Below are 19,552 nucleotides of genomic sequence, written 5' to 3' on the forward strand. Positions count from 1 at the left end.
CGGTGTCGGAACTCGACGCGGTCCTCGGCGCCCACGTCGGTCCCGGCGCCGTCGGGGTGGTCGTCTCCCGAGCGTAGGAGTTGTCCACAGGCGGACGGTTCATCCACAGATTCGACGACTCGTCCCAGCCTTCGCGGTGGCGGCGGTCGTGTCCGGTTAGCGTCGCGCCATGGGCAGCAGCGACGAGCACGACCTCGTGCGCAGACGGCTCGACGGGATCGCCCGGTCCGCCGGCGACCGTCCTCCGGCGGCGCCGGACGACGATCCGTACCCGTGGTACGACGCGGCCGGCACCGCCGATCCGCCGGGTCCGTTCGAGCGGTTGCGTGCGGCCCGCTGGCAGACCGGTCGCGGCGGGACCGGGGCCCTGGCGGTGGTCGGTGTCGTGGTCGTGCTCGTCACGCTCGTCGTGACCTGGCGCGATCGTCCCGTCGCGGAACCGGTTCCGCCGCTGCCGGCGGTGGAGGTCGCAGCACCGCCGGCGGATCCCGTTGCGCCCCGGCAGGACTCGGCGCCGGAGGAGGTGGTGGTCAGTGTGGTGGGCCTGGTGGGCAAGCCCGGCCTCGTACGAATCGCGCCCGGCTCGAGGGTGGCCGATGCGCTCACGGCCGCGGGCGGCGCCCTCGAGGGGGCGGACCTGACCGGATTGAACCTGGCGCAACGCCTCGCGGACGGCGACCAGATCGTGGTCGGCACCCTGCCACCGGTTCCGCCGGCGAGCGGAATCTCCGGCGCCGCAGGGGCAGGGGACGCCGGAACGTCCGGCGCGCCCGAGGCCGGGGGGCCGGTGAATCTCAACACCGCCGACGAGGCGGCCCTCGATGCGCTGCCCGGCGTCGGTCCTGTCACCGCCGCCGCGATAGTCGCGTGGCGCCGGGACAACGGTCCGTTCAACGACGTCGAACAACTCGCCGAGGTCGACGGGATCGGTCCCGCGCGGCTGGCGCGCCTGCGGACGCTGGTGGTGGTGTGACCGAATCCGGCCGTGACGACGCGCGCCTGGTACCGAGCGCGGCCGCGGCGTGGGCCGCAACCGCGCTCGGGTTGCACGCCGGCTGGCAGGTTGCGCTGGGGCTCGCGGCGATTGCCGCGCTGTGCGCGGCGGCCACGCTCGTGCCGACCCGCCGGGGGCGGTTCCGTGCCGGGGCCGCCCCGCTGCTCGCGGCTCTCGTCGTCGCCGCCGGGTCCTCTGCGGCAGTCGCACTACGGGTATGGGCGGTCGAGACGCATCCGCTTGCCGGCGCGGCCGCGCGTGACGGCTGGGCCACCCTGGCGGTCGAACCGACCGAGGATCCGAAAAGACTGGGGGACAGCGGATTCGGGGGAGATCAGGTCCTGGTCCCGGCGAGAGTGCACCGCGCCGACCTGGGGGCCGGTCGGTACACCGGCGGCGGGGCCGTCGTGGTGTTCGCCCCCGCCGAGGAGTGGGCGGAGCTGCTGCCGGGGCAACGGGTCACCCTGCGCGGCCGGCTCGCCGAATCCGGCGGCGCGAACCTGACGGTGGCCGTGGTCCGGGCCGACGGCCCACCCCGGTCGGTGCAGGCTCCCTCGCGGGTGCAGCAGTGGGCGGGGCGGATCCGCGAGCGACTCGCCTCGGCGTCCGGAGCGGTGCTCCCGCCCGCTGCGGCCGGCCTCCTGCCGGGCCTCGTGGTCGGCGACACCTCACGCCTGCCCGACGACGTGCGGGAGAGCTTCCGGGTAGCGGGCCTGACCCACCTGACGGCGGTGTCCGGTGCCAACGTCAGCATCGTTCTCGGCGCGGTGCTGCTCGCCGTGCGGGGACTCGGCCTCGGCCCCCGCACGGGCGCCGCTCTCGCGGCCGTCGCGCTGGTGGCGTTCGTCGTCGTCGTGCGCCCGTCGCCGAGCGTGCTGCGTGCCGCCGCGATGGGCGCGATCGGATTGCTCGCGCTCGTGACGAGCCGACGACGGAACGGGCTGCCCGCCCTGGCGGCCACGGTCGGGGTGCTCCTCGTCGCCGCACCCGAACTCGCGACGGACGCCGGGTTCGCCCTGTCGGTCGCGGCCACCGCCGGCCTGGTGCTGGTGGCACCGCTCTGGGTGACCCGGCTGCGGGCCCGCGGGTGGCCCCGCGCGGCGGCCGAGGTGTTCGCCGTCTCGGCGGCCGCATTCGTCGTGACCGCACCGATCGTCGCCGCGCTGTCCGGCACCGTCAGCGTCGTGGCGATCGCGGCCAACGTCCTGGTCGCACCGGTGCTTCCGCCGTTGACCGTGCTCGGTACCACCGTCGCGGCGGTCTCCGCGGTGTCGCCGGCCGTGGCGGAGCTGCTCGCTCGCGGGACCGCGCCCATGCTGTGGTGGATCCTCGAGGTGGCAGCGCGTGCCACGGCCCTGCCCCTGGCGGAGGTGCCCGTCCCGGCGGGCGTGAGCGGAGCGGTCGCCGTCGTCGGCGGGCTCGTCGCTGCCCGGTACCTGCTGCGGCTACGGCGCGGACGCCCGGCCGGGGCACCGACGGTGATGTCCGGGGGACGTGGCACGATCGATCGGTGACCAACCCGCAGTTGCATCTCGTGCTCGGTGACGAAGACCTCCTCGTCGAACGGGCCGTCGCGCGGATCGTCGGTGCCGTCCGGGCCCGGACGGGGTCTGGTCCCGAGCTCACCGTCTCGCGGCTGCGCGCCGGCGACGCCGGCGCCGCCGAACTCGCCGAGCTGCTGAGCCCGTCGCTGTTCGCCGAGGACCGGGTGGTCGTCCTCGAATCCGCCGCGGAGGCCGGCAAGGACGCCGTCGCACTGATCGTCGACGCGGCGACCGACCCACCCGAGGGGGTGACCCTCGTCGTCCTGCACAGCGGCGGTGGCCGCGCGAAAGCCATGGTGGGCGAACTGCAGAAGTGCGGCGCCGAGACCCACGAGTGCGCCCGGATCACCAAGCCGGCCGAGCGCGTGGACTTCGTGCGGGCCGAGTTCCGCACCGCCGGTGTTCGAGTAGCACCGGAGGTCGTGCAGGCCGTGATCGACGCCGTGGGCTCCGACCTGCGGGAGCTGGCGGCGGCGTGCAGTCAGCTCGTCGCCGACACGGGCGGCAAGATCGATGCTGCCGCCGTGCAGCGTTACTACTCCGGCAAGGCCGAGGTCACGGGGTTCGAGGTGGCCGAGAAGGCCGTCGCGGGTGACGAGGCCGGGGCGCTGGAATCGCTGCGGTGGGCGACGCATCGTGGTGTCGCGCACGTCCTGCTCGCCGACGCCCTCGCCGATGCCGTCCACACGATCGCACGAGTCGGTTCGGCCGGGCGCGGCGACCCGTTCAAGATGGCCTCGGAACTCGGGATGCCGCCCTGGAAGGTGAAGAAGGCCCAGGGGCAGGCACGCACGTGGGATCCCCGATCGATCGGGGCGGCGCTGCGAGTGGTGGCCGATCTCAATGCCGACGTCAAGGGCGCGGCCGCGGACGCCGACTACGCGGTCGAGCGCGCCGTGCGCCGCGTCGCGGAGCTGGCCGGCCGGACCCGTTAGACGACGGAAGCCGCCCGGTCCGAGGACCGGGCAGCTTCCGGAGCAGAGCTTGCGTTCTACCTCAGAGTCCGTTGGCGACCTTGGCCAGAGCGGACTTCTTGTTGGCGGCCTGGTTGGCGTGGATGACGCCCTTGCTGGCTGCCTTGTCGAGCTTGCGGCTGGTGGAGACGAGGAGCTCGGTGGCCTTGTCCTTGTCACCGGCGGCCGCGGCCTCGCGGAAGGAACGGATCGCCGTGCGCAGCGAGGACTTGACCGACTGGTTGCGGAGTCGGTTGCGCTCGTTGGTGCGGATCCGCTTCACCTGGGACTTGATGTTGGCCACGCGTAAAATCCTGTCGTCTTGCTGGTAGTTGGTCGGAAAGCTCTGGGCGCACTACGGCACCGACGGACCACGATACCAGCGGCCCGGCGGAACCCCAAAACTGGTACCCGGGACCGCACACCGGGTGCCGATACGGTCGCGTCCGGCCGGCCTGCCGGGAACTGTCCTCGACGTCACCGGAAGTTGTTGTGGCGGTCATCCGGCTTGCGTAGTGTCCGCTGTGTTCTGTTGCGGTAGTGCTGTGCGGCCGGTGGGCCCGTCTTCGACCCGCGGTGTTCGCCAGTGCGGATGTTCGACACATCGGATCCGGTCCTTCGGGGCCGCACGACGCGAGGTGGGCGCATGACGAACGAACACGAGACTGGTCCCGAGGACCGGGCGGCGAACCGGAAGGCGGACCGGGTACGCGGCGGTGCCGAGCCCGAGACGGCGCTCGAAGCCGTCGAGAAGGAAGAATTCTCGGACGCGAAGAAGTACGCAGCGGAGGCGATCGGCACGTTCGTGCTCGTGTTCTCCGCGGTCGGCACGGCGGTCTTCGCCGGAGACAAGGTCGGCAATCTGGGCGTCGCGCTGGCGTTCGGGCTGACGCTGCTCTTCCTCGTCTACGCCATCGGGCCGATCTCCGGGTGTCACGTGAACCCGGCGGTGACGGTCGGTCAGCTCGCGATCGGGCGGGTCACCGCCAAGCGGGCGGTGTTCTACATCGTGGCCCAGATCCTCGGCGGGCTCGTCGCGGGCGTGACGATCTACTCGGTGGCGCAGTCGCTCCCGACCTACGACCGGGCCGCGCAGGGACTCGGTGCCAACGGTTGGGGACCGCACAGCCCGTCGGCAGTGGAAGGACCGCTGGGCGGGGTGCTCATCGACGGTTACGGAATCGGCGCGACCATGATCGTGGAGGTGCTGCTGACCGCACTCCTGGTGTTCGTGGTTCTCGCCGCGACGGACCAGGCCTCGGACGTGCTGCTGGCCGGCGTGTCGATCGGCTTCACCCTGACAGTGATCCACCTGATCTCGATCCCGATCGACAACACCTCCGTCAATCCGGCCCGGAGCATCGCGGTCGCTCCGTACCAGGACGGTGCGCTCGCGCAGCTCTGGCTGTTCATCCTGTTCCCGCTGATCGGCGGCGCCCTCGGGGCGCTCGTCTACCGGTCGCTGTTCGGCCGGTTCGCCGGGCTGCGGCCGTCCGTGGCGCCGCCGGCCGGCGTCCGCCGACGGTGACGGGACGCGGCTACCGCCGACGGTGACAGGACGGCCGGCTACCGCCAGCCGTAGTCGGCGCGCAGGCGCGCCGCGACCTGCTCGAACCGGGACCGGCCGAGCACCGCGCCTTCGCGCCGGATGCCGTCCTCGGGCACGTCGAGCACGCGGTCCAGCCGGACCCAGCTGGGCCGGTTGCCGGCGTCCCAGCTGCCGTTACCGAGCGCCAGCCAGTCCCGGTGACCGTCCCGGTCGTCGTTCGACGACAGCATGAGGCCGAGCAGGGTGCCGCCGTTGCGTCCGACGACGAGCACGGGCCGGTCCTTGCCCTTGGTCGCGTCCTCCTCGTAGGCCACCCACGTCCACACGATCTCGCCCGGGTCGGCGCGGCCGTCGAGATCGGGGGCGTACGCGATCTGCCGGGCGCGCTGCGCGGTGGGGGAAGTACGGGAGGTCACCGGACGGCCCGGCTTCGGGACCGGTCGGGTGGTGTCGGCTGTCCCGGAGCCGAGGGCGGTCCGGGCCCGGTCGAGAGCGCCGGAGCGCTGCATCTGCTCGAGCAACCGCGGCCCCTGCTCGACCGCGAGCCGTCCCAGTTGCCTGCCGAGTTTCTTCCATGTGCCAGCCACGTCGGCGAGCTTAGCGGCGCCCGCCGCCGCACAGGTGCGGCCGCGGGACCGGACCCGCCGCGACTTGGATATTCTGCAGGGGTGACCGCGGCCCGCCAGGGCTGCTGCCCGTCCGAGTCAGGAGCCCGACATCAGCACCTTCGCCGACACCACGTTCACGGACCCCGCGAAGATCCGGAACTTCTGCATCATCGCGCACATCGACCACGGCAAGTCGACGCTCGCGGACCGCATGCTGCAGCTCACCGGTGTGGTCGAGGAGCGCCAGATGCGTGCTCAGTACCTCGACCGGATGGACATCGAGCGCGAGCGCGGGATCACCATCAAGGCCCAGAACGTGCGGCTGCCGTGGCAGGTCGACGGCGAGGACTACGTCATGCACCTCATCGACACGCCCGGGCACGTCGACTTCACGTACGAGGTCTCCCGTGCGCTCGAGGCGTGTGAGGGTGCGGTGCTCCTCGTCGATGCCGCCCAGGGCATCGAGGCGCAGACCCTCGCCAACCTCTATCTCGCTCTCGACAAGGACCTGACGATCATCCCGGTCCTGAACAAGATCGATCTGCCCGCGGCCGACCCGGACCGCTACGCCGCCGAGATCGCACACATCGTCGGCTGCGAGCCCGAGGAGGTGCTGCGGGTGTCGGGCAAGACCGGGGTGGGCGTGCGGGAACTGCTCGACGAGGTGATCCGGCAGGTACCGCCGCCGGTCGGCGACCGCGACGCGCCCGCCCGCGCGATGATCTTCGACTCGGTGTACGACACCTACCGTGGCGTCGTCACGTACGTGCGTGTGGTCGACGGCAGGATCGTGCCGCGCGAGAAGATCAAGATGATGTCCACCGGCGCCACCCACGAGCTGCTCGAGGTGGGCATCGTCTCGCCCGAGCCGAAGGTCACCACCGGGCTCGGAGTCGGCGAGGTCGGCTATCTCATCACCGGCGTGAAGGACGTGCGTCAGTCGAAGGTCGGCGATACGGTCACCTCGGCGCGGGGCGGCGCCGCCGAACCCCTCACCGGTTACCGGGAACCCCGCCCGATGGTCTACTCCGGCCTGTATCCGGTCGACGGGTCGGACTATCCCGTCCTGCGCGATGCCCTCGACAAGCTGCAGCTCAACGACGCCGCGCTCACCTACGAACCCGAGACGTCGGTGGCACTCGGCTTCGGTTTCCGGTGCGGCTTCCTCGGCTTGCTGCACATGGAGATCACCCGGGAACGACTCGAGCGCGAGTTCGGCCTGGACCTGATCTCCACCGCTCCCAACGTGGTCTACCGCGTGGTCCTCGAAGGTGGGCAGGAGCACATCGTCACCAACCCGTCGGACTGGCCCGAAGGCAAGGCCCGCGCGATCTACGAGCCGATCGTCAAGTGCACGATCATCTCCCCGAGCGAGTTCATCGGTTCGATCATGGAGCTGTGCCAGTCGCGGCGTGGCGAACTCGGCGGCATGGACTACTTGTCCGAGACCCGGGTCGAGCTGCGCTACACCCTGCCGATGGCCGAGATCATCTTCGACTTCTTCGACTCGCTGAAGTCCCGCACCCGCGGCTACGCCAGCCTCGACTACGAGGAGGCCGGGGAGCAGGAGGCCGCACTGGTGAAGGTCGACATCCTGCTGCAGGGTGAGGCCGTCGACGCGTTCAGCGCGATCGTGCACAAGGACGCGGCCGCCGCGTACGGCAACAAGATGACCACCAAGCTCAAGGAGCTGATCCCGCGGCAGCAGTTCGAGGTGCCGGTGCAGGCGGCGATCGGGTCGAAGATCATCGCCCGGGAGAACATCCGTGCGATCCGCAAGGACGTGCTCGCCAAGTGCTACGGCGGCGACATCAGCCGCAAGCGCAAGCTGCTCGAGAAGCAGAAGGAAGGCAAGAAGCGGATGAAGACGATCGGCCGGGTGGACGTCCCGCAGGAAGCGTTCGTGGCCGCGCTCTCGTCCGAGGCGTCCTCGGACAAGCCGAAGGGGAAGTAGTCCACCGTGCTCGAGACCTGGCTCACCCGCACCCTGGGCATCACCGTCCCGCTGCTCGGCGCCCCCATGGGCGGCCGTGCCGGCGGCCGCCTGGCCGGGGAGGTGACCCGGGCCGGCGGGCTCGGCCTGATCGGGGCCGCGCGCTACAACACCTCGGAGTGGCTGGCCGCCGAGTCGGCGGTGGCTCGTGAACTCGGGGGTGGACCGCTCGGTTTCGGGCTGATGACCTGGTCGCTCGCCGACGACGACAGTCTGCTCGACGCGGTGCTGGCCGAACGGCCCCGCGTGGTGTCGCTGTCGTTCGGCGACCCGGCCCCCTACGTGCCGCGCGTGCGGGCGGCCGGTGCCGTCGTGATCTCGCAGATCAACACGATCGACGACCTGCGGGTCGTCGAGGCCGCCGGGGTCGACGCCGTCGTCGCCCAGGGGCACGAGGCCGGCGGTCACACCGGACACATCGGGACGTTGCCGCTGCTGCAGGAGGTGCTCGAGTCGACGTCGCTTCCGGTGCTCGCCGCGGGTGGCATCGCGTCCGGGCGGGGACTGGCTGCGGTGCTCGCGGCCGGTGCGGAGGGCGCGCTCGTCGGCACGGCGTTGCTGGCGAGTCCCGAGACGGTGGGACCGGAGTACGCCCGGGACCTGCTCGTCGCGGCGCGCAGCAGCGACACCGTCTACACCGACGTCTTCGACCGGGCCCGGCACCAGCCCTGGCCGGCGCGGTGGGGTGGCCGGGCCCTGGCGAACGACTACACCGCCGAATGGCACGCGCGCGGCGCCGACGAGGAGACGCTCGCCGCCGCGTACGACGCGGCCGACCCCCGGCGGGGCGTGGTCTACGCCGGGGAGGCCGCCGGGCTCGTGCGGGAACAACGGCCCGCCGGCGAGATCGTCCGGGACATCGCGGACCGTGCGGAGGAACTGTTGCGCCGATCCTGGTAGCGGGTCACGGCGCACGGCGCGCGGGCTGGAACTCGCCGGCCGCGATCTGCTCCTCCGCGCGGATCACGTGCACGACCGCATTGATCTGGGCCAGGTGGGTGAAGGCCTGGGGGAAGTTGCCCAGGTGCCGGCCCGAGCGCGGGTCGATCTCCTCGGCGTAGAGCTTGAGCGGGCTGGCGTAGCCGAGGAGCCGTTCGCACAGGATGCGGGCCCTTTCCACCTCCCCGATCTCCACGAGGGCGGAGACCAGCCAGAACGAGCAGATCGTGAAGGTGCCCTCCTCGCCGGTCAGCCCGTCGTCGGTCGAGTCCACCCGGTACCGCAGGACCAGTCCGTCCTCGGTGAGTTCGTCCTCGATCGCCAGGACCGTCGCCCGCACCCGCGGATCGTCGGCCGGCAGGAACCGCAGCAGCACCACCAGCAGCGCCGAGGCGTCGAGGGAGGGGTGCCCGTAGCGCTGGGTGAACACCCCGCGCTCGTCGACGCCGTGCGCGAGGATGTCCGCCTTGATCTCGTCCGCCACGGCCTCCCACCGCACCGCGTAGTCGGGGCGGCCGTGTGTGCGCGCCAGCCGTGCGCCCCGGTCGAGCGCGACCCAGCACATCACCTTGGACGAGGTGAAGTGCTGGGGCTCACCCCGCACCTCCCAGATGCCGCGATCGGGCAGGCGCCAGTGCTGCTCGGCCTGCCCGACGAGGCGTTTCACGGCCGGCCAGAAGGACTGGGGCATGTGCCGGCGGGTCCTCGCGTGCAGGTACACCGAGTCCAGCATCGCGCCCCAGATGTCGTGCTGCACTTGATGATACGCATCGTTTCCGATCCGTACCGGACGCGCTCCGTCGTAGCCGCACAGGTGCTCGAGCTGCGATTCGGTGAGCACCCGCTCGCCGCCCACGCCGTACATGACCTGCAACGGCTGCAATGTGCCGTCCTCGCTGCGGGACGCGTCGGAGATGAAGGCGAAGAACGCGTCGGCCTCCCGGTCGAGCCCGAGCGTGTACAGACCCCACAGCGCGAACGTCGAATCGCGTACCCACGCGTAGCGGTAATCCCAGTTCCTTTCTCCGCCAGGTGTTTCCGGAAGGGATGTGGTGGCTGCGGCGAGCAGTGCCCCGGTGGGCGCGTAGGTCAGTCCCTTGAGGGTCAGTGCGCTGCGCTGCAGGTAGCTGCGCCAGGGGTGATCGGGGAAACGACCGGTGGTGATCCACTCCCGCCAGAAGTCCGCGGTCTCGGCCATCTTCGCGGCGGCCTCCTCGTACGTCCCCGGGCACGGCACGTCCGACCACGACAGGGCGACGAACGCCTTGTCGCCCTTGCGCATCCGGGTTCGTGCCCGTGCCTCCCCGTCCTCGAGGCCGAGCCGGAGATCGGTGGTGAGCCGCAGTTCGGGGTGCTCCCCGGGTTCACCGGCGGTGCAGTACGCCGTGGCCTCCTCGTACACCTTGCCCGTGTACTCCCAGCGCGCCGGGGCGCGATGGTAGTCGAACGCGGGGGCGCAACTGACCTCGAGTTCCACGGTCCCGCTCACGCAGCGGACGGTGCGCAGCAGCATGTGCTCGGCGTCCCAGTCCGTCGGTGTCCGCGTGTGGGTCCGCGACCGCTCCTGGACGGCATGCCACGGCGCCATCACCAGGGCGTCGCGCACCACTATCCATCCCGTCTCGGTCTGCCACGTCGTCTCGAGGATCAGTCCACCGGGCAGGTACCGGCGTGCCGCCGGGACGGTGCGGTCGTGCGGGCCGATGCGGAAGTAGCCGGCACTGCGGTCGAGGATCGCGCCGAACACGCTGGGCGAGTCCGGCCGGGGCAGGCACATCCATTCGACCGCCCCGTTGCGGGCGATGAGGCAGGTCGTTTCGCAGTCCGACAGGAACGCGTAGTCGTCGATCGGCGGGTAGGGGCTCCGGTGCGGCGGGTGCGAATGCGCGGACGAGAGCCCCGATCCTTCAAACGTGTGTGCCATCACCACATGATCCCGGCACCCGGCCCCCGGCGTCCACCGAACGGGTGCCGACTAGGGTGGGGGCGTGGATCGGGCGGCATCGTGGTGGGACGGCTTCGAGTTGTGGCTGGCCGGCCTCCCGTTCGTCCCGCAGGTCGCGCTCGTGCTGGGTGTCGTGGTGCCGGTGTGCGCCGGCGTGGCCTGGTTGCTCGACCGTGCCCTCGCGGGCGTCCTCGCGGCCGTCGGGCGCAGGGAGCCGGCCGCGTCCGAACCGAAGACGGAGGATCGCTGACATGCCGCGCTCACGCGTGACCCTCACCCTGGCCGCCCTGCTCGTTCTCGTCGTCGTGGCCTGGCTGCTGACCCGTTGATCCGCGCCGGAGGTGTGTCGTGAGATTCCGTCCGAGCCGGCACGTCGTCGCGCTCGCAGCCGCCGCCGCGCTCACGGCGTGCTCGGCCGGTGACGGGCGGGGGAGCGACGACGGTGGGGCCGGCGCCGGCCCCACCGTCGACCTGTACGCCGCCGAGGGGGCCCGGGCAGCGCTGGACGCGGTGATCGCCGCGTTCGGCAGCACCGACGCCGGCGAGGACGTCCGCTTCGACGTCACGTCCGGTCCGTCCGCGCAGCAGGCTGCCGCCGTCGTCGACGGCGCCTCGGCGGATTTCGTGACCTTCGCCACGGTGCCGGACCTGTCCGGGCTCGTCGATGCCGGGTTGGTCGACGCGGACTGGAACGCGGGGGCGTACCGGGGGATTCCGTACGGATCCGTCGTGGCGATGCTCGTGCGGGAGGACAACCCGTGGGGCGTGACGGACTGGGACGACCTGCTCGCTCCGGGCCTCGAGGTGATCACGCCCGACCCGTCGGCTTCCGGCGCGGCCGAGCTCAACCTGCTCGCCGCCTACGCCGCGACGAGCAACGGCGGTGCCGACCCGCAGGCGGGCCGGGACTACCTCACGGCGCTAGTCGGTGACCACATCGAGTCCTGGCCCGCGAGCGCCGAAGAGGCCGTGGAGATGTTCGTGCGGGGTGCCGGCGACGTGCTGCTCCTGTCGGAACGCGACGCGGTCCGGCTCGAGCGCGACGGCGCCGCGGTCCGGCGCGTGCCCTTGACCACCACCCTCCGGATCGACAGTCCCGCGGTGGTGATCGACAACGCGCCCGACGTGGTGGCCGCTCAGGAGTTCAACGACTTCCTCTACACCGCGCAGGCGCAGAGGATTTGGGCTTCCGCCGGATTCCGGCCGGCCGACCCGGGCGTCGCGCGGGAGTTCGCCGGAGACTTCCCGGCCCCCGAAACGCTGTGGACCGTCGACGATCTCGGTGGCTGGAGTGCGGTCGAGGCCGAGCTGTTCCGGCCCGGCACCGGCAGCATCGCCGTGATCTACGCCGAGGCGACGAAGTAGGAGGATGCCGCCCCCACGGTCGAGGCGCTCGAAATTCCTTGCGCGAAGCGGAGTTCTGGGACCGAGGGTCATTCCCGGCAGATGAGCACCGGGCAGCGGGAATGGTGGAGCAGGCCCTGACCGGTGGAGCCGAGGAGGGCCGACGCGATCGTGCTGCGACCGTGGCTGCCCACCGCGACGAGTTGCGCGTCGACGGAGCGCTCGATGAGGGCCACCATCGCGCCGCGGCGCTCGAGCTCGGGCCGCACCTCGACGTCGGGATATCGCTCGCGCCACCCGCCCAGGCTCTCCGCGAGGTCGGCGGCCTTCTGCTGCGCGTACGTCGACCAGTCGACGAAGCGCGCGGACTCGTCGTAGCCGCGCAGGGTGGACTGCTCGGTCCACGCGTGCACCGCGATCAACGGGACGCCGAGGAACGAGGCGAACTCGAACGCGTGCTCGATGGCGGCCGTGCTCAAGGCGCTGCCGTCGACACCGACGACGACCGGCCGGGTGTCCACCTCCTCGTGGTCGCCTTCGCCCCGCCACGCCACGACCGGGCAGCGGGCCTGGTTGGCGACGCGGACGACGTCGGAGCCGGCGAACATCGAGCGCAGTTCCCCGGTCGTGGTTCGGCCGACCACCAGCAGACGGGCCGTATTCGACAGTTCGACGAGGGTCTTCGCCGGGGGGCCCGACCGGCTGCTGCAGTCGACCTCGACATCCGTACGACCGTCGAGCGCCGCGCGCCGGGCACGTTCGAGCAGCCGTTCGCTGTCGGCCTGCAAGAGCTTGGCGAACTCCTCCCTGGATCTGCCGGTGGCGCTCGGCGCCTCGGGGAGCACGTTGACCAGGTGCAACGGCTCACCGAAGATCCGGGCGGCGGACGCGGCCCAGTGCGCCGCGGAGAACGAGCCGTCCGAACCGTCGACCCCGACGACGATCCCGTGCCGAATCGGTGCTGTGGCCATGACGATGCCTCCTTGCCTCGAGTCCAGTCTGTGCCGACAGGACCGGAGTGCGCCAGAGGCAATCGGTGGGCGTCAGGCGGTGCGACGCGACGCGACCCCGGCGTGCACGAGCGACTGCCGGTAGCGCTCGTCGACCACGAACCCGACGGCGGGGGAGTCCGCGAGAGTGCCGGAACAGACGACCTCCGGGAACTCCGCCCGGGCGGCGGCGACGGCGCGGTCCCACAGCAGTCCGGGCGCGAGCATCCAGGGGGCGAGCACGAGCGTGCTGGCACCGGCGGCACGCAGGTCCGCCAGGGCGTCGACGACCGTCGGCGCCGCGGCGGTGGCGAAGCACGTGCGGCCCCACGCCCACGCCGTGCCCCGCAGCAGGCGCGGGGTGATCGCCGCGGTGGCGGCATTGGCGTCCCGGCGCCGGGATCCGACCGCGCACAGGGCGACGCCCACGCTCGGGTCGGTCCGGGAGACACCGGCCGCGCCGATCGTCTCGCGGACCGCGGACACGAGACGGTCGTCCGCGCCGAGGACGTCCGCCTGGACCACGTCGAGACGCGGATGCCGGACGCGGGCCTCGGCGAGGAGCGCGGGCAGATCGACCCGGGCGTGGAAGGCGCTGCCCAGCAGCAACGGGACCACCACGACGCGGCGGTGCCCCTCGGCGGCGACGGCATCGACGACCTGCCCCACCGAGGGGGTGTTCAGATCCAGGAACGCAAGCCGCACCTCCCGGTCCGGGTGGCGGTCCCGCAGCGCCGCCAGCGCGGCAGCCATGGCGCGCGCCGAGCGCGGGTCACGGCTGCCGTGCGCGACGGCGACGAGGGGGATCATGCGGGGACGCGGTCCCCGAGCTCGATCTCGGCGAGGCTGTTGCCCACCAGGCCCGCGGCGAGGGTGTTCCCACCGGCGGGGTCGATGAGCAGGAAGCTGCCCGTGCGGCGGTTGACCTTGTAGTCGTCGGCCGCGATGGGTTCGGCGACCCGGACGGTGATGCGGGCGATCTCGTTGAGTTCGAGCGACTCGGGGGCGGGAACCGACGTCAGGGTCTGTTCGTCGAAGCGCTCCTCGAGCGTCCCGACGATCGCCTGGGTCGTGCGGGTGCCGTGCTTGAGCAGCAGCCGGGCGCCGGGCCGCAGCGGCTTCTCGGCCAGCCAGCACACCGTCGCCTCGAACTGGCCGATCGGTTCCGGGGCGGCGGCCGGGGCGGCGATGACGTCCCCGCGCGAGACGTCGACGTCGTCCGCGAGGACGAGGGTGACGCTGCGGCCGGCATGGGCGAACGCGAGCTCGCCGTCGGCGGTGTCGATCCGCTCGATCGTGGTCCGGGTGCCCGCGGGCAGGATCACGACCTCGTCGCCGGGCCGGACGGTGCCTGCCGCGATCTGTCCGGCGTAGCCGCGGTAGTCCGGGTAGTCGGCGGTGCGGGGCCGGATCACGTACTGCACCGGGAACCGCAGCCCGATCTCGTGGCGGCCGTGGACGTCGGCGTCGACCGGGACGGACTCGAGGTGCTCGATGAGCGTCGGGCCGTCGTAGTACGGCGTGTTCTCCGAACGGACCGCGACGTTGTCGCCGTGCAGTGCGGAGACCGGGATCTCCTGCACGTCCTCCGGCGACCAGCCGAGCGACCGGGTCAGCTCGTTGAACCGGCCGCAGATGTCGGCGAACACGGCCGCCGGGTCGTCGACCAGATCGATCTTGTTGACCGCCAGCACGAGCTTGGGCACGCCGAGCAACGCGAGCACGGCGGCGTGCTTGCGGGTCTGCGCGACCACACCCTTGCGTGCGTCGACGAGCAGCACCACGAGCTGGGCGGTGGATGCCCCCGAGACGGTGTTGCGGGTGTACTGCACGTGTCCCGGGGTGTCCGCCAGCACGAAACTGCGCCGGGGGGTGGCGAAGTAGCGGTACGCGACGTCGATGGTGATGCCCTGTTCGCGCTCGGCACGCAGGCCGTCGACGAGCAGGGACAGGTCCGGGGTGTCGAGCCCCTTGTCGACCGAGGCGCGGGTGACCGCGTCGATCTGGTCGGCGAGCACGGACTTGGTGTCGTACAGGAGCCGGCCCACCAGGGTGGACTTGCCGTCGTCGACACTGCCGGCGGTGGCGAGCCGGAGCAGCTGCGTGCTGTGCACGGGGAGGTCGCTCATGATCAGAAATATCCCTCTCGCTTGCGGTCCTCCATGGCCGCTTCGGACACGCGGTCGTCGCCGCGGGTGGCGCCGCGCTCGGTGAGCCGCGACGCGGCGACCTCGTCGAGGATCGCCTCGTTGTCGGCCGCCTCGGACAGGATCGCGCCGGTCGTGGACCCGTCACCGACCGTGCGGTAGCGCACCGACCGGACCTCGAGTTCCTCACCCTCGGCCGGGCCGCCCCACACGCCGGGTGTCATCCACATGCCGTCCCGCCGGTACACCGGGCGCTGGTGGGCGTAGTAGATGCTCGCGAGTTCGATGTCCTCGCGGGCGATGTACCGCCAGATGTCGAGCTCGGTGAAGTTGCTCAGCGGGAAGACCCGCACGTGCTCGCCCGGGGCGTGCCGGCCGTTGTAGAGGTTCCACAACTCGGGCCGCTGCCGCTTGGGGTCCCACTGGCCGAACGCATTGCGCAGGGAGAAGATCCGTTCCTTGGCGCGGGAGCGTTCCTCGTCGCGGCGGCCGCCGCCGAACACCGCGTCGAAACGGTTGTCGGCGATGGCGTCGAGCAGCGGCACCGTCTGCAGCGGGTTGCGGATCCCGTCGGGCCGCTCGGTGAGGCGGCCGTCGGCGAGGTAGTCCTCGACCTTCGCCACGTGCAACCGCAACCCGTACTTCTCGACGACGTGGTCGCGGAACTCGAGGACCTCGGGAAGATTGTGCCCGGTGTCGACGTGCAGCAGCGCGAACGGCAGGGGCGCCGGCCAGAAGGCCTTGAGCGCCAGGTGCAGCAGGACCGTCGAGTCCTTGCCGCCCGAGAACAGGATCACCGGGCGCTCGAACTCGCCGGCGACCTCGCGGAAGACGTGGATCGCTTCCGACTCGAGGGCGTCGAGGGTGTCGAACCTGGTGCCGTCCGACGTGTTCCGGGATTCGGTGAATTTCGTGTCGATGAGTGTCATGAGGCGTGCAACCCGCATTCGATCTTGGCTCGGCCGGCCCACCGTCCGCTGCGCGGATCGGCTCCGGGTAGTGGTTTGGCGGTGCAGGGGGCGCACCCGATGGAGGGGTAGCCCTCGTCGACCAGGGGATTGACGAGGATCCCGTGTTCGTCGATGTAGTTCTGCATGTCCTCGTCGGACCACGCGGCGATCGGGTTGATCTTCACCAGCCCGAAGGCGTCGTCGAAGGAGATCAGCGGGGCGTTGGCCCGGGTCGGGGCCTCCACCCGGCGGATGCCGGTGACCCACGCCTGGTAGCCCGCCAGGGTCTGCTTCAGCGGCACCACCTTCCGCAGGCGGCAGCACTCGTTGGGGTCCCGCGCGAACAGGTCCTTACCGAGCAGGGCGTCCTGCTCGGCCACCGTCTGCTGCGCCTTGGCCTCGACCAGGTTCACGCCGTACACCTGCGCGACGGCGTCCCGGGTGCCGAGGGTCTCGGCGAAGTGGTAACCGGTGTCGAGGAAGAGCACGTCCACGCCGGGGTGCACCTGCGCCGCGAGGTGCACGAGCACCCCGTCCTGCATGTTCGACGCCACGATGTACGAGTCGCCGAAGTTCTCCTCGGTCCACTGCAGCAGGTCTTGCGCCGAGGCGCCCTCGAGAGCGGCCGCCCCCTGCGCGGCCAGTTCCCGCAGTTCCTCCGTCGTCCGTGTCGTCGTCACGTTCCGTCCTTCGATCGTCTGCTCCCCGGTCATCGCAAATCGGCCTCGTCCGCGCGCAACACCCACTGCGAGAAGCGTTCTCCCGCGTTGCGGTGCTTGACGAAGTTGCGCACCACCCGCTCGATGTAGTCGCCCGTCTCGGCGCTGGTCACCTTGTGCTGGCGCAGCTTGCGGCCGAATGCCGCGTCCATGCCGAGCGTCCCGCCGAGGTGCACCTGGAATCCCTCGACCTGGTTGCCGTCCCCGTCGTCGACGAGCTGGCCCTTGAAGCCGATGTCGGCGACCTGCGACCGTGCGCACGAGTTGGGGCAGCCGTTGATGTTGATCGTCACCGGAACGTCCAGCTGGGCGTTGACGTCGGCGAGGCGCTGCTCGAGTTCGGGCACCAGCGCCTGCGAGCGCTTGCGGGTCTCGACGAACGACAACTTGCAGAACTCGATGCCCGTGCAGGCCATCAGGTTCTTGCGCCACGGCGTCGGGTTCGCGGGCAGACCCAGCTCGTCGAGGTCGGCGATCAGCTGATCGACCTTCTCGTCGGCCACGTCGAGCACGATGAGCTTCTGGTAGGGCGTGAAGCGGATGCGATCGGATCCCGCCTTCTCGGCCGCGTCGGCGACGGCGGCGAGGATCGTGCCGGAGACCCGGCCCGCGATGGGGGCGACGCCGACCGCGTTGAGTCCGTTGCGCAGTTTCTGCACGCCCACGTGGTCGATCGGTCGAGTCGGCTGCTCCGGGGCGGGCCCGTCCAGCATCGGCCGCTTCAGGTACTCCGTTTCGAGAACCTCGCGGAACTTCTCCACGCCCCAGTCCTTGACCAGGAACTTCAGCCGAGCCTTCGACCGCAGCCGGCGGTAGCCGTAGTCGCGGAAGACCGACACGACGGCCTCCCACACGTCGGGTACCTCGGCGAGCGGGACCCACGCGCCGACCCGTTGCGCCAGCATCGGATTCGTCGACAGGCCACCGCCGACCCACAGGTCGAACCCGGGGCCGTGCTCCGGGTGGTTCACGCCGACGAACGCGACGTCGTTGATCTCGTGCACCACGTCCTGCTGGCCGGAGATCGCGGTCTTGAACTTGCGCGGCAGGTTCGAGTACTTCGGGTCGCCGATGTAGCGGCGGACGATCTCCTCGACCGCCGGTGTGCCGTCGATGATCTCGTCGAGGGACTCGCCGGCGAGGGGGGAGCCGAGGACCACGCGCGGGCAGTCGCCGCACGCCTCGGTCGTCTTCAGGCCGACGGACTCGAGGCGTCGCCAGATCTCCGGGACGTTCTCGACTTCGATCCAGTGGTACTGGACGTTCTCGCGGTCCGACAGGTCGGCGGTGTTGCGCGCGAACTCGGTCGAGATCCCCGCGATGGTGCGCAGCTGCGCGAGATTCAGGGCGCCGCCGTCGCAGCGCACCCGCATCATGAAGTACTTCGCCTCGAGCAGATCGATGTTCTCGTCGCCGGTGTAGGTGCCGTCGTAGCCCTGTTCGCGCTGCGTGTACAGGCCCCACCAGCGGAACCGGTTGCGCAGGTCGGTCCGGTCGATGCCGTCGAATCCGGTGTGCGCGTAGATGTCTTCGATGCGACGGCGCACGTTGAGCGGGTTGTCGTCCTTCTTGACCTGCTCGTTGGGGTTGAGCGGCTCACGGTATCCGAGAGCCCACTGGCCCTCCGCGCGCCGTTTGGCGGGGCGAGCAGGCCGGGGGCGGGGCGCGGCGGTTTCGGTCGTATCGCCGGCGGGGGAGACGTCGGTGGTCGACGACATACGGGTACTCCTGGAATTCGCGGGGGACCGGATCGGGGGTCGGCAGGGCGGGCTGAGCCCGGCGCGGACATGCCTCGATCCGGCAGGAATCGGGGCTGCCGGAGGGGGTGGGCCGACTATCGACAGTCGGCGCAGAAACCGGCGGTGCAGGACAGACACCGCGATGCACAGACGCGCTTGAGGTCGACGTGGCGTCGCGCCACGAGTCGCACTCCGGGTCCGGTCATGGGGACCATTGTGCCATGTCACGGCCCTGTTCTCGAAACGTGGCGGTATTTACACCGGAAATCGGGGAAATGCCGAGGTGGCAGGGCCGGACCCGGAGTGGCGTGTCCGGGTCGTGTTCGAGCGACAGCCCCGTGCGGCTTCCGGAACACAGGCCTTCCGGAACACTGGCCTTCCGGAACACTGGCCTTCCGGAACACTGGCCTTCTGGAACACTGGGGGAGTGAGCGGAACGGGTGTCGGAGTCGGTGCAGGACTCGAGCTGCCGGCTTCGGCGCTGGCCGGGATCGGTTCCCGCCCGTTCGGTGTGTACGTGCACGTCCCGTTCTGCGCGACGCGCTGCGGCTACTGCGACTTCAACACCTACACCGCCGGGGAGCTCGGCACGTCGGCGTCCCCGCAGTCGTGGCTCGAGGGCCTGCGCCGAGAGCTCGATGCCGCGGCGCAGCTACTCGGGTCTCCGCCGGCGCAGACCGTCTTCGTCGGTGGTGGTACCCCGTCGTTGCTCGGTGCCGACGGCCTGGGGCAGGTGCTCGGCGCGGTGCGATCGAGTTTCGGCCTCGCCCCCGGCGCGGAGGTGACGACGGAGTCCAACCCGGAGTCGACGTCCCCGGACTTCTTCGACCGGATCCGTGCGGCCGGATACACGCGCGTGTCGCTGGGCATGCAGTCGGCTGCCCCGCACGTGCTGGCGGTACTCGACCGCACGCACACCCCGGGCCGGGCCGTCGCGGCGGCGGGCGAGGCACGCGCCGCCGGGTTCGGCCACGTCAATCTCGACCTGATCTACGGGACCCCGGGGGAGCGGGACGAGGATCTCGACGCGTCCCTCGATGCCGTGCTCGCGGCGGGGGTCGATCATGTCTCGGCGTATGCACTGATCGTCGAGGACGGCACCGCGCTCGCCCGCCGGGTGCGGCGGGGGGGGGGGGCCG

18 protein-coding genes are annotated in these 19,552 nt (G+C 71.2%); 9 read left to right on the plus strand and 9 right to left on the minus strand.

Translation table 11 applies throughout. The features are described 5' to 3' along the window. Positions 1-169 precede the first annotated feature (169 nt). Genes OEY_RS0112630 through holA form a run of 3 tightly spaced genes read left to right on the plus strand, consistent with a single transcriptional unit; the run spans position 170 to position 3,473 of the window. The gene (locus tag OEY_RS0112630; protein ID WP_010594233.1) at positions 170-973 is read left to right on the plus strand and encodes a ComEA family DNA-binding protein; all 804 of its coding nucleotides are present in this window, start codon (positions 170-172) and stop codon (positions 971-973) included. Continuing rightward, entirely contained in the window at positions 970-2,508 is a 1,539-nt protein-coding gene (locus OEY_RS0112635) for a ComEC/Rec2 family competence protein (RefSeq protein WP_010594234.1), read from the plus strand. The genes OEY_RS0112630 and OEY_RS0112635 overlap by 4 nt, the downstream gene beginning before the upstream one ends. Next, entirely contained in the window at positions 2,505-3,473 is a 969-nt protein-coding gene (gene holA / locus OEY_RS0112640) for a DNA polymerase III subunit delta (protein ID WP_010594235.1), read from the plus strand. Before OEY_RS0112635 ends, holA begins: the two co-directional genes overlap by 4 nt. A gap of 61 nt (positions 3,474-3,534) precedes the next feature. Here holA and rpsT read toward each other — a convergent pair whose 3' ends face one another. After that, positions 3,535-3,795: a 30S ribosomal protein S20 gene (rpsT, locus tag OEY_RS0112645; RefSeq protein ID WP_003937021.1), complete on the minus strand. Its 261-nt coding sequence runs from the start codon at positions 3,793-3,795 to the stop codon at positions 3,535-3,537. A 342-nt stretch (positions 3,796-4,137) separates the two neighbouring features. Between rpsT and OEY_RS0112650 the strand changes: the two genes are divergently transcribed. Then, positions 4,138-5,019 (plus strand): aquaporin, encoded by an 882-nt coding sequence (locus tag OEY_RS0112650; RefSeq protein WP_010594236.1) that lies wholly within the window; start codon positions 4,138-4,140, stop codon positions 5,017-5,019. Between the two features lie 38 nt (positions 5,020-5,057). Here OEY_RS0112650 and OEY_RS0112655 read toward each other — a convergent pair whose 3' ends face one another. After that, positions 5,058-5,627, minus strand: coding sequence for a type II toxin-antitoxin system PemK/MazF family toxin (locus tag OEY_RS0112655; protein ID WP_026137651.1), 570 nt, complete (start codon positions 5,625-5,627; stop codon positions 5,058-5,060). Positions 5,628-5,814: 187 nt separating this feature from the next. Here OEY_RS0112655 and lepA point away from each other — a divergent pair, with 187 nt between their 5' ends. Together lepA and OEY_RS0112670 are read left to right on the plus strand one after the other, a co-directional pair. Then, on the plus strand, positions 5,815-7,602 hold the full coding sequence (gene lepA / locus OEY_RS0112665) for a translation elongation factor 4 (RefSeq protein WP_230831611.1): 1,788 nt from the start codon (positions 5,815-5,817) through the stop codon (positions 7,600-7,602). 6 nt (positions 7,603-7,608) lie between these two features. Next, positions 7,609-8,541, plus strand: coding sequence for an NAD(P)H-dependent flavin oxidoreductase (locus OEY_RS0112670; RefSeq protein ID WP_010594239.1), 933 nt, complete (start codon positions 7,609-7,611; stop codon positions 8,539-8,541). A 4-nt stretch (positions 8,542-8,545) separates the two neighbouring features. On the opposite strand, the gene OEY_RS0112675 is transcribed toward OEY_RS0112670, so the two are convergent. Then, positions 8,546-10,504, minus strand: coding sequence for a glycoside hydrolase family 15 protein (locus OEY_RS0112675; protein ID WP_010594240.1), 1,959 nt, complete (start codon positions 10,502-10,504; stop codon positions 8,546-8,548). Between the two features lie 64 nt (positions 10,505-10,568). Here OEY_RS0112675 and OEY_RS0112680 point away from each other — a divergent pair, with 64 nt between their 5' ends. Together OEY_RS0112680 and OEY_RS0112685 are read left to right on the plus strand one after the other, a co-directional pair. Then, positions 10,569-10,775 carry a hypothetical protein gene (locus tag OEY_RS0112680; protein ID WP_010594241.1) on the plus strand — a complete coding sequence of 69 codons (207 nt, stop codon included), beginning with the start codon at positions 10,569-10,571 and terminating at the stop codon, positions 10,773-10,775. A 98-nt stretch (positions 10,776-10,873) separates the two neighbouring features. Then, a complete protein-coding gene (locus tag OEY_RS0112685) occupies positions 10,874-11,890 on the plus strand; it encodes an extracellular solute-binding protein (protein ID WP_010594242.1) in 1,017 nt (338 codons plus the stop codon). 68 nt (positions 11,891-11,958) lie between these two features. On the opposite strand, the gene OEY_RS0112690 is transcribed toward OEY_RS0112685, so the two are convergent. The 6 genes from OEY_RS0112690 to OEY_RS0112715 all read right to left on the minus strand — a co-directional run bounded on the left by OEY_RS0112690 (position 11,959) and on the right by OEY_RS0112715 (position 18,392). After that, positions 11,959-12,840 carry a universal stress protein gene (locus OEY_RS0112690; RefSeq protein WP_010594243.1) on the minus strand — a complete coding sequence of 294 codons (882 nt, stop codon included), beginning with the start codon at positions 12,838-12,840 and terminating at the stop codon, positions 11,959-11,961. 72 nt (positions 12,841-12,912) lie between these two features. Beyond that, the gene (locus OEY_RS0112695) at positions 12,913-13,668 is read right to left on the minus strand and encodes a sirohydrochlorin chelatase (protein WP_010594244.1); all 756 of its coding nucleotides are present in this window, start codon (positions 13,666-13,668) and stop codon (positions 12,913-12,915) included. Next, on the minus strand, positions 13,665-14,987 hold the full coding sequence (locus OEY_RS0112700; protein ID WP_010594245.1) for a sulfate adenylyltransferase subunit 1: 1,323 nt from the start codon (positions 14,985-14,987) through the stop codon (positions 13,665-13,667). Before OEY_RS0112700 ends, OEY_RS0112695 begins: the two co-directional genes overlap by 4 nt. 2 nt (positions 14,988-14,989) lie before the next feature. Beyond that, entirely contained in the window at positions 14,990-15,934 is a 945-nt protein-coding gene (gene cysD, locus OEY_RS0112705; protein ID WP_010594246.1) for a sulfate adenylyltransferase subunit CysD, read from the minus strand. Next, entirely contained in the window at positions 15,931-16,668 is a 738-nt protein-coding gene (locus OEY_RS0112710; protein ID WP_010594247.1) for a phosphoadenylyl-sulfate reductase, read from the minus strand. Before OEY_RS0112710 ends, cysD begins: the two co-directional genes overlap by 4 nt. Further along, complete coding sequence (locus tag OEY_RS0112715) at positions 16,665-18,392, minus strand: nitrite/sulfite reductase (RefSeq protein WP_010594248.1); 1,728 nt, start codon at positions 18,390-18,392, stop codon at positions 16,665-16,667. The genes OEY_RS0112710 and OEY_RS0112715 overlap by 4 nt, the downstream gene beginning before the upstream one ends. Before the next feature lie 448 nt (positions 18,393-18,840). Here OEY_RS0112715 and OEY_RS28405 point away from each other — a divergent pair. Next, positions 18,841-19,552 (plus strand): coproporphyrinogen-III oxidase family protein (locus OEY_RS28405; RefSeq protein WP_010594249.1); only part of this gene is annotated, 712 nt, incomplete at its 3' end.

Origin of the sequence: Rhodococcus sp. P14 (assembly GCF_000256505.1) — a bacterium.
Lineage (GTDB): Bacteria > Actinomycetota > Actinomycetes > Mycobacteriales > Mycobacteriaceae > Rhodococcus > Rhodococcus ruber.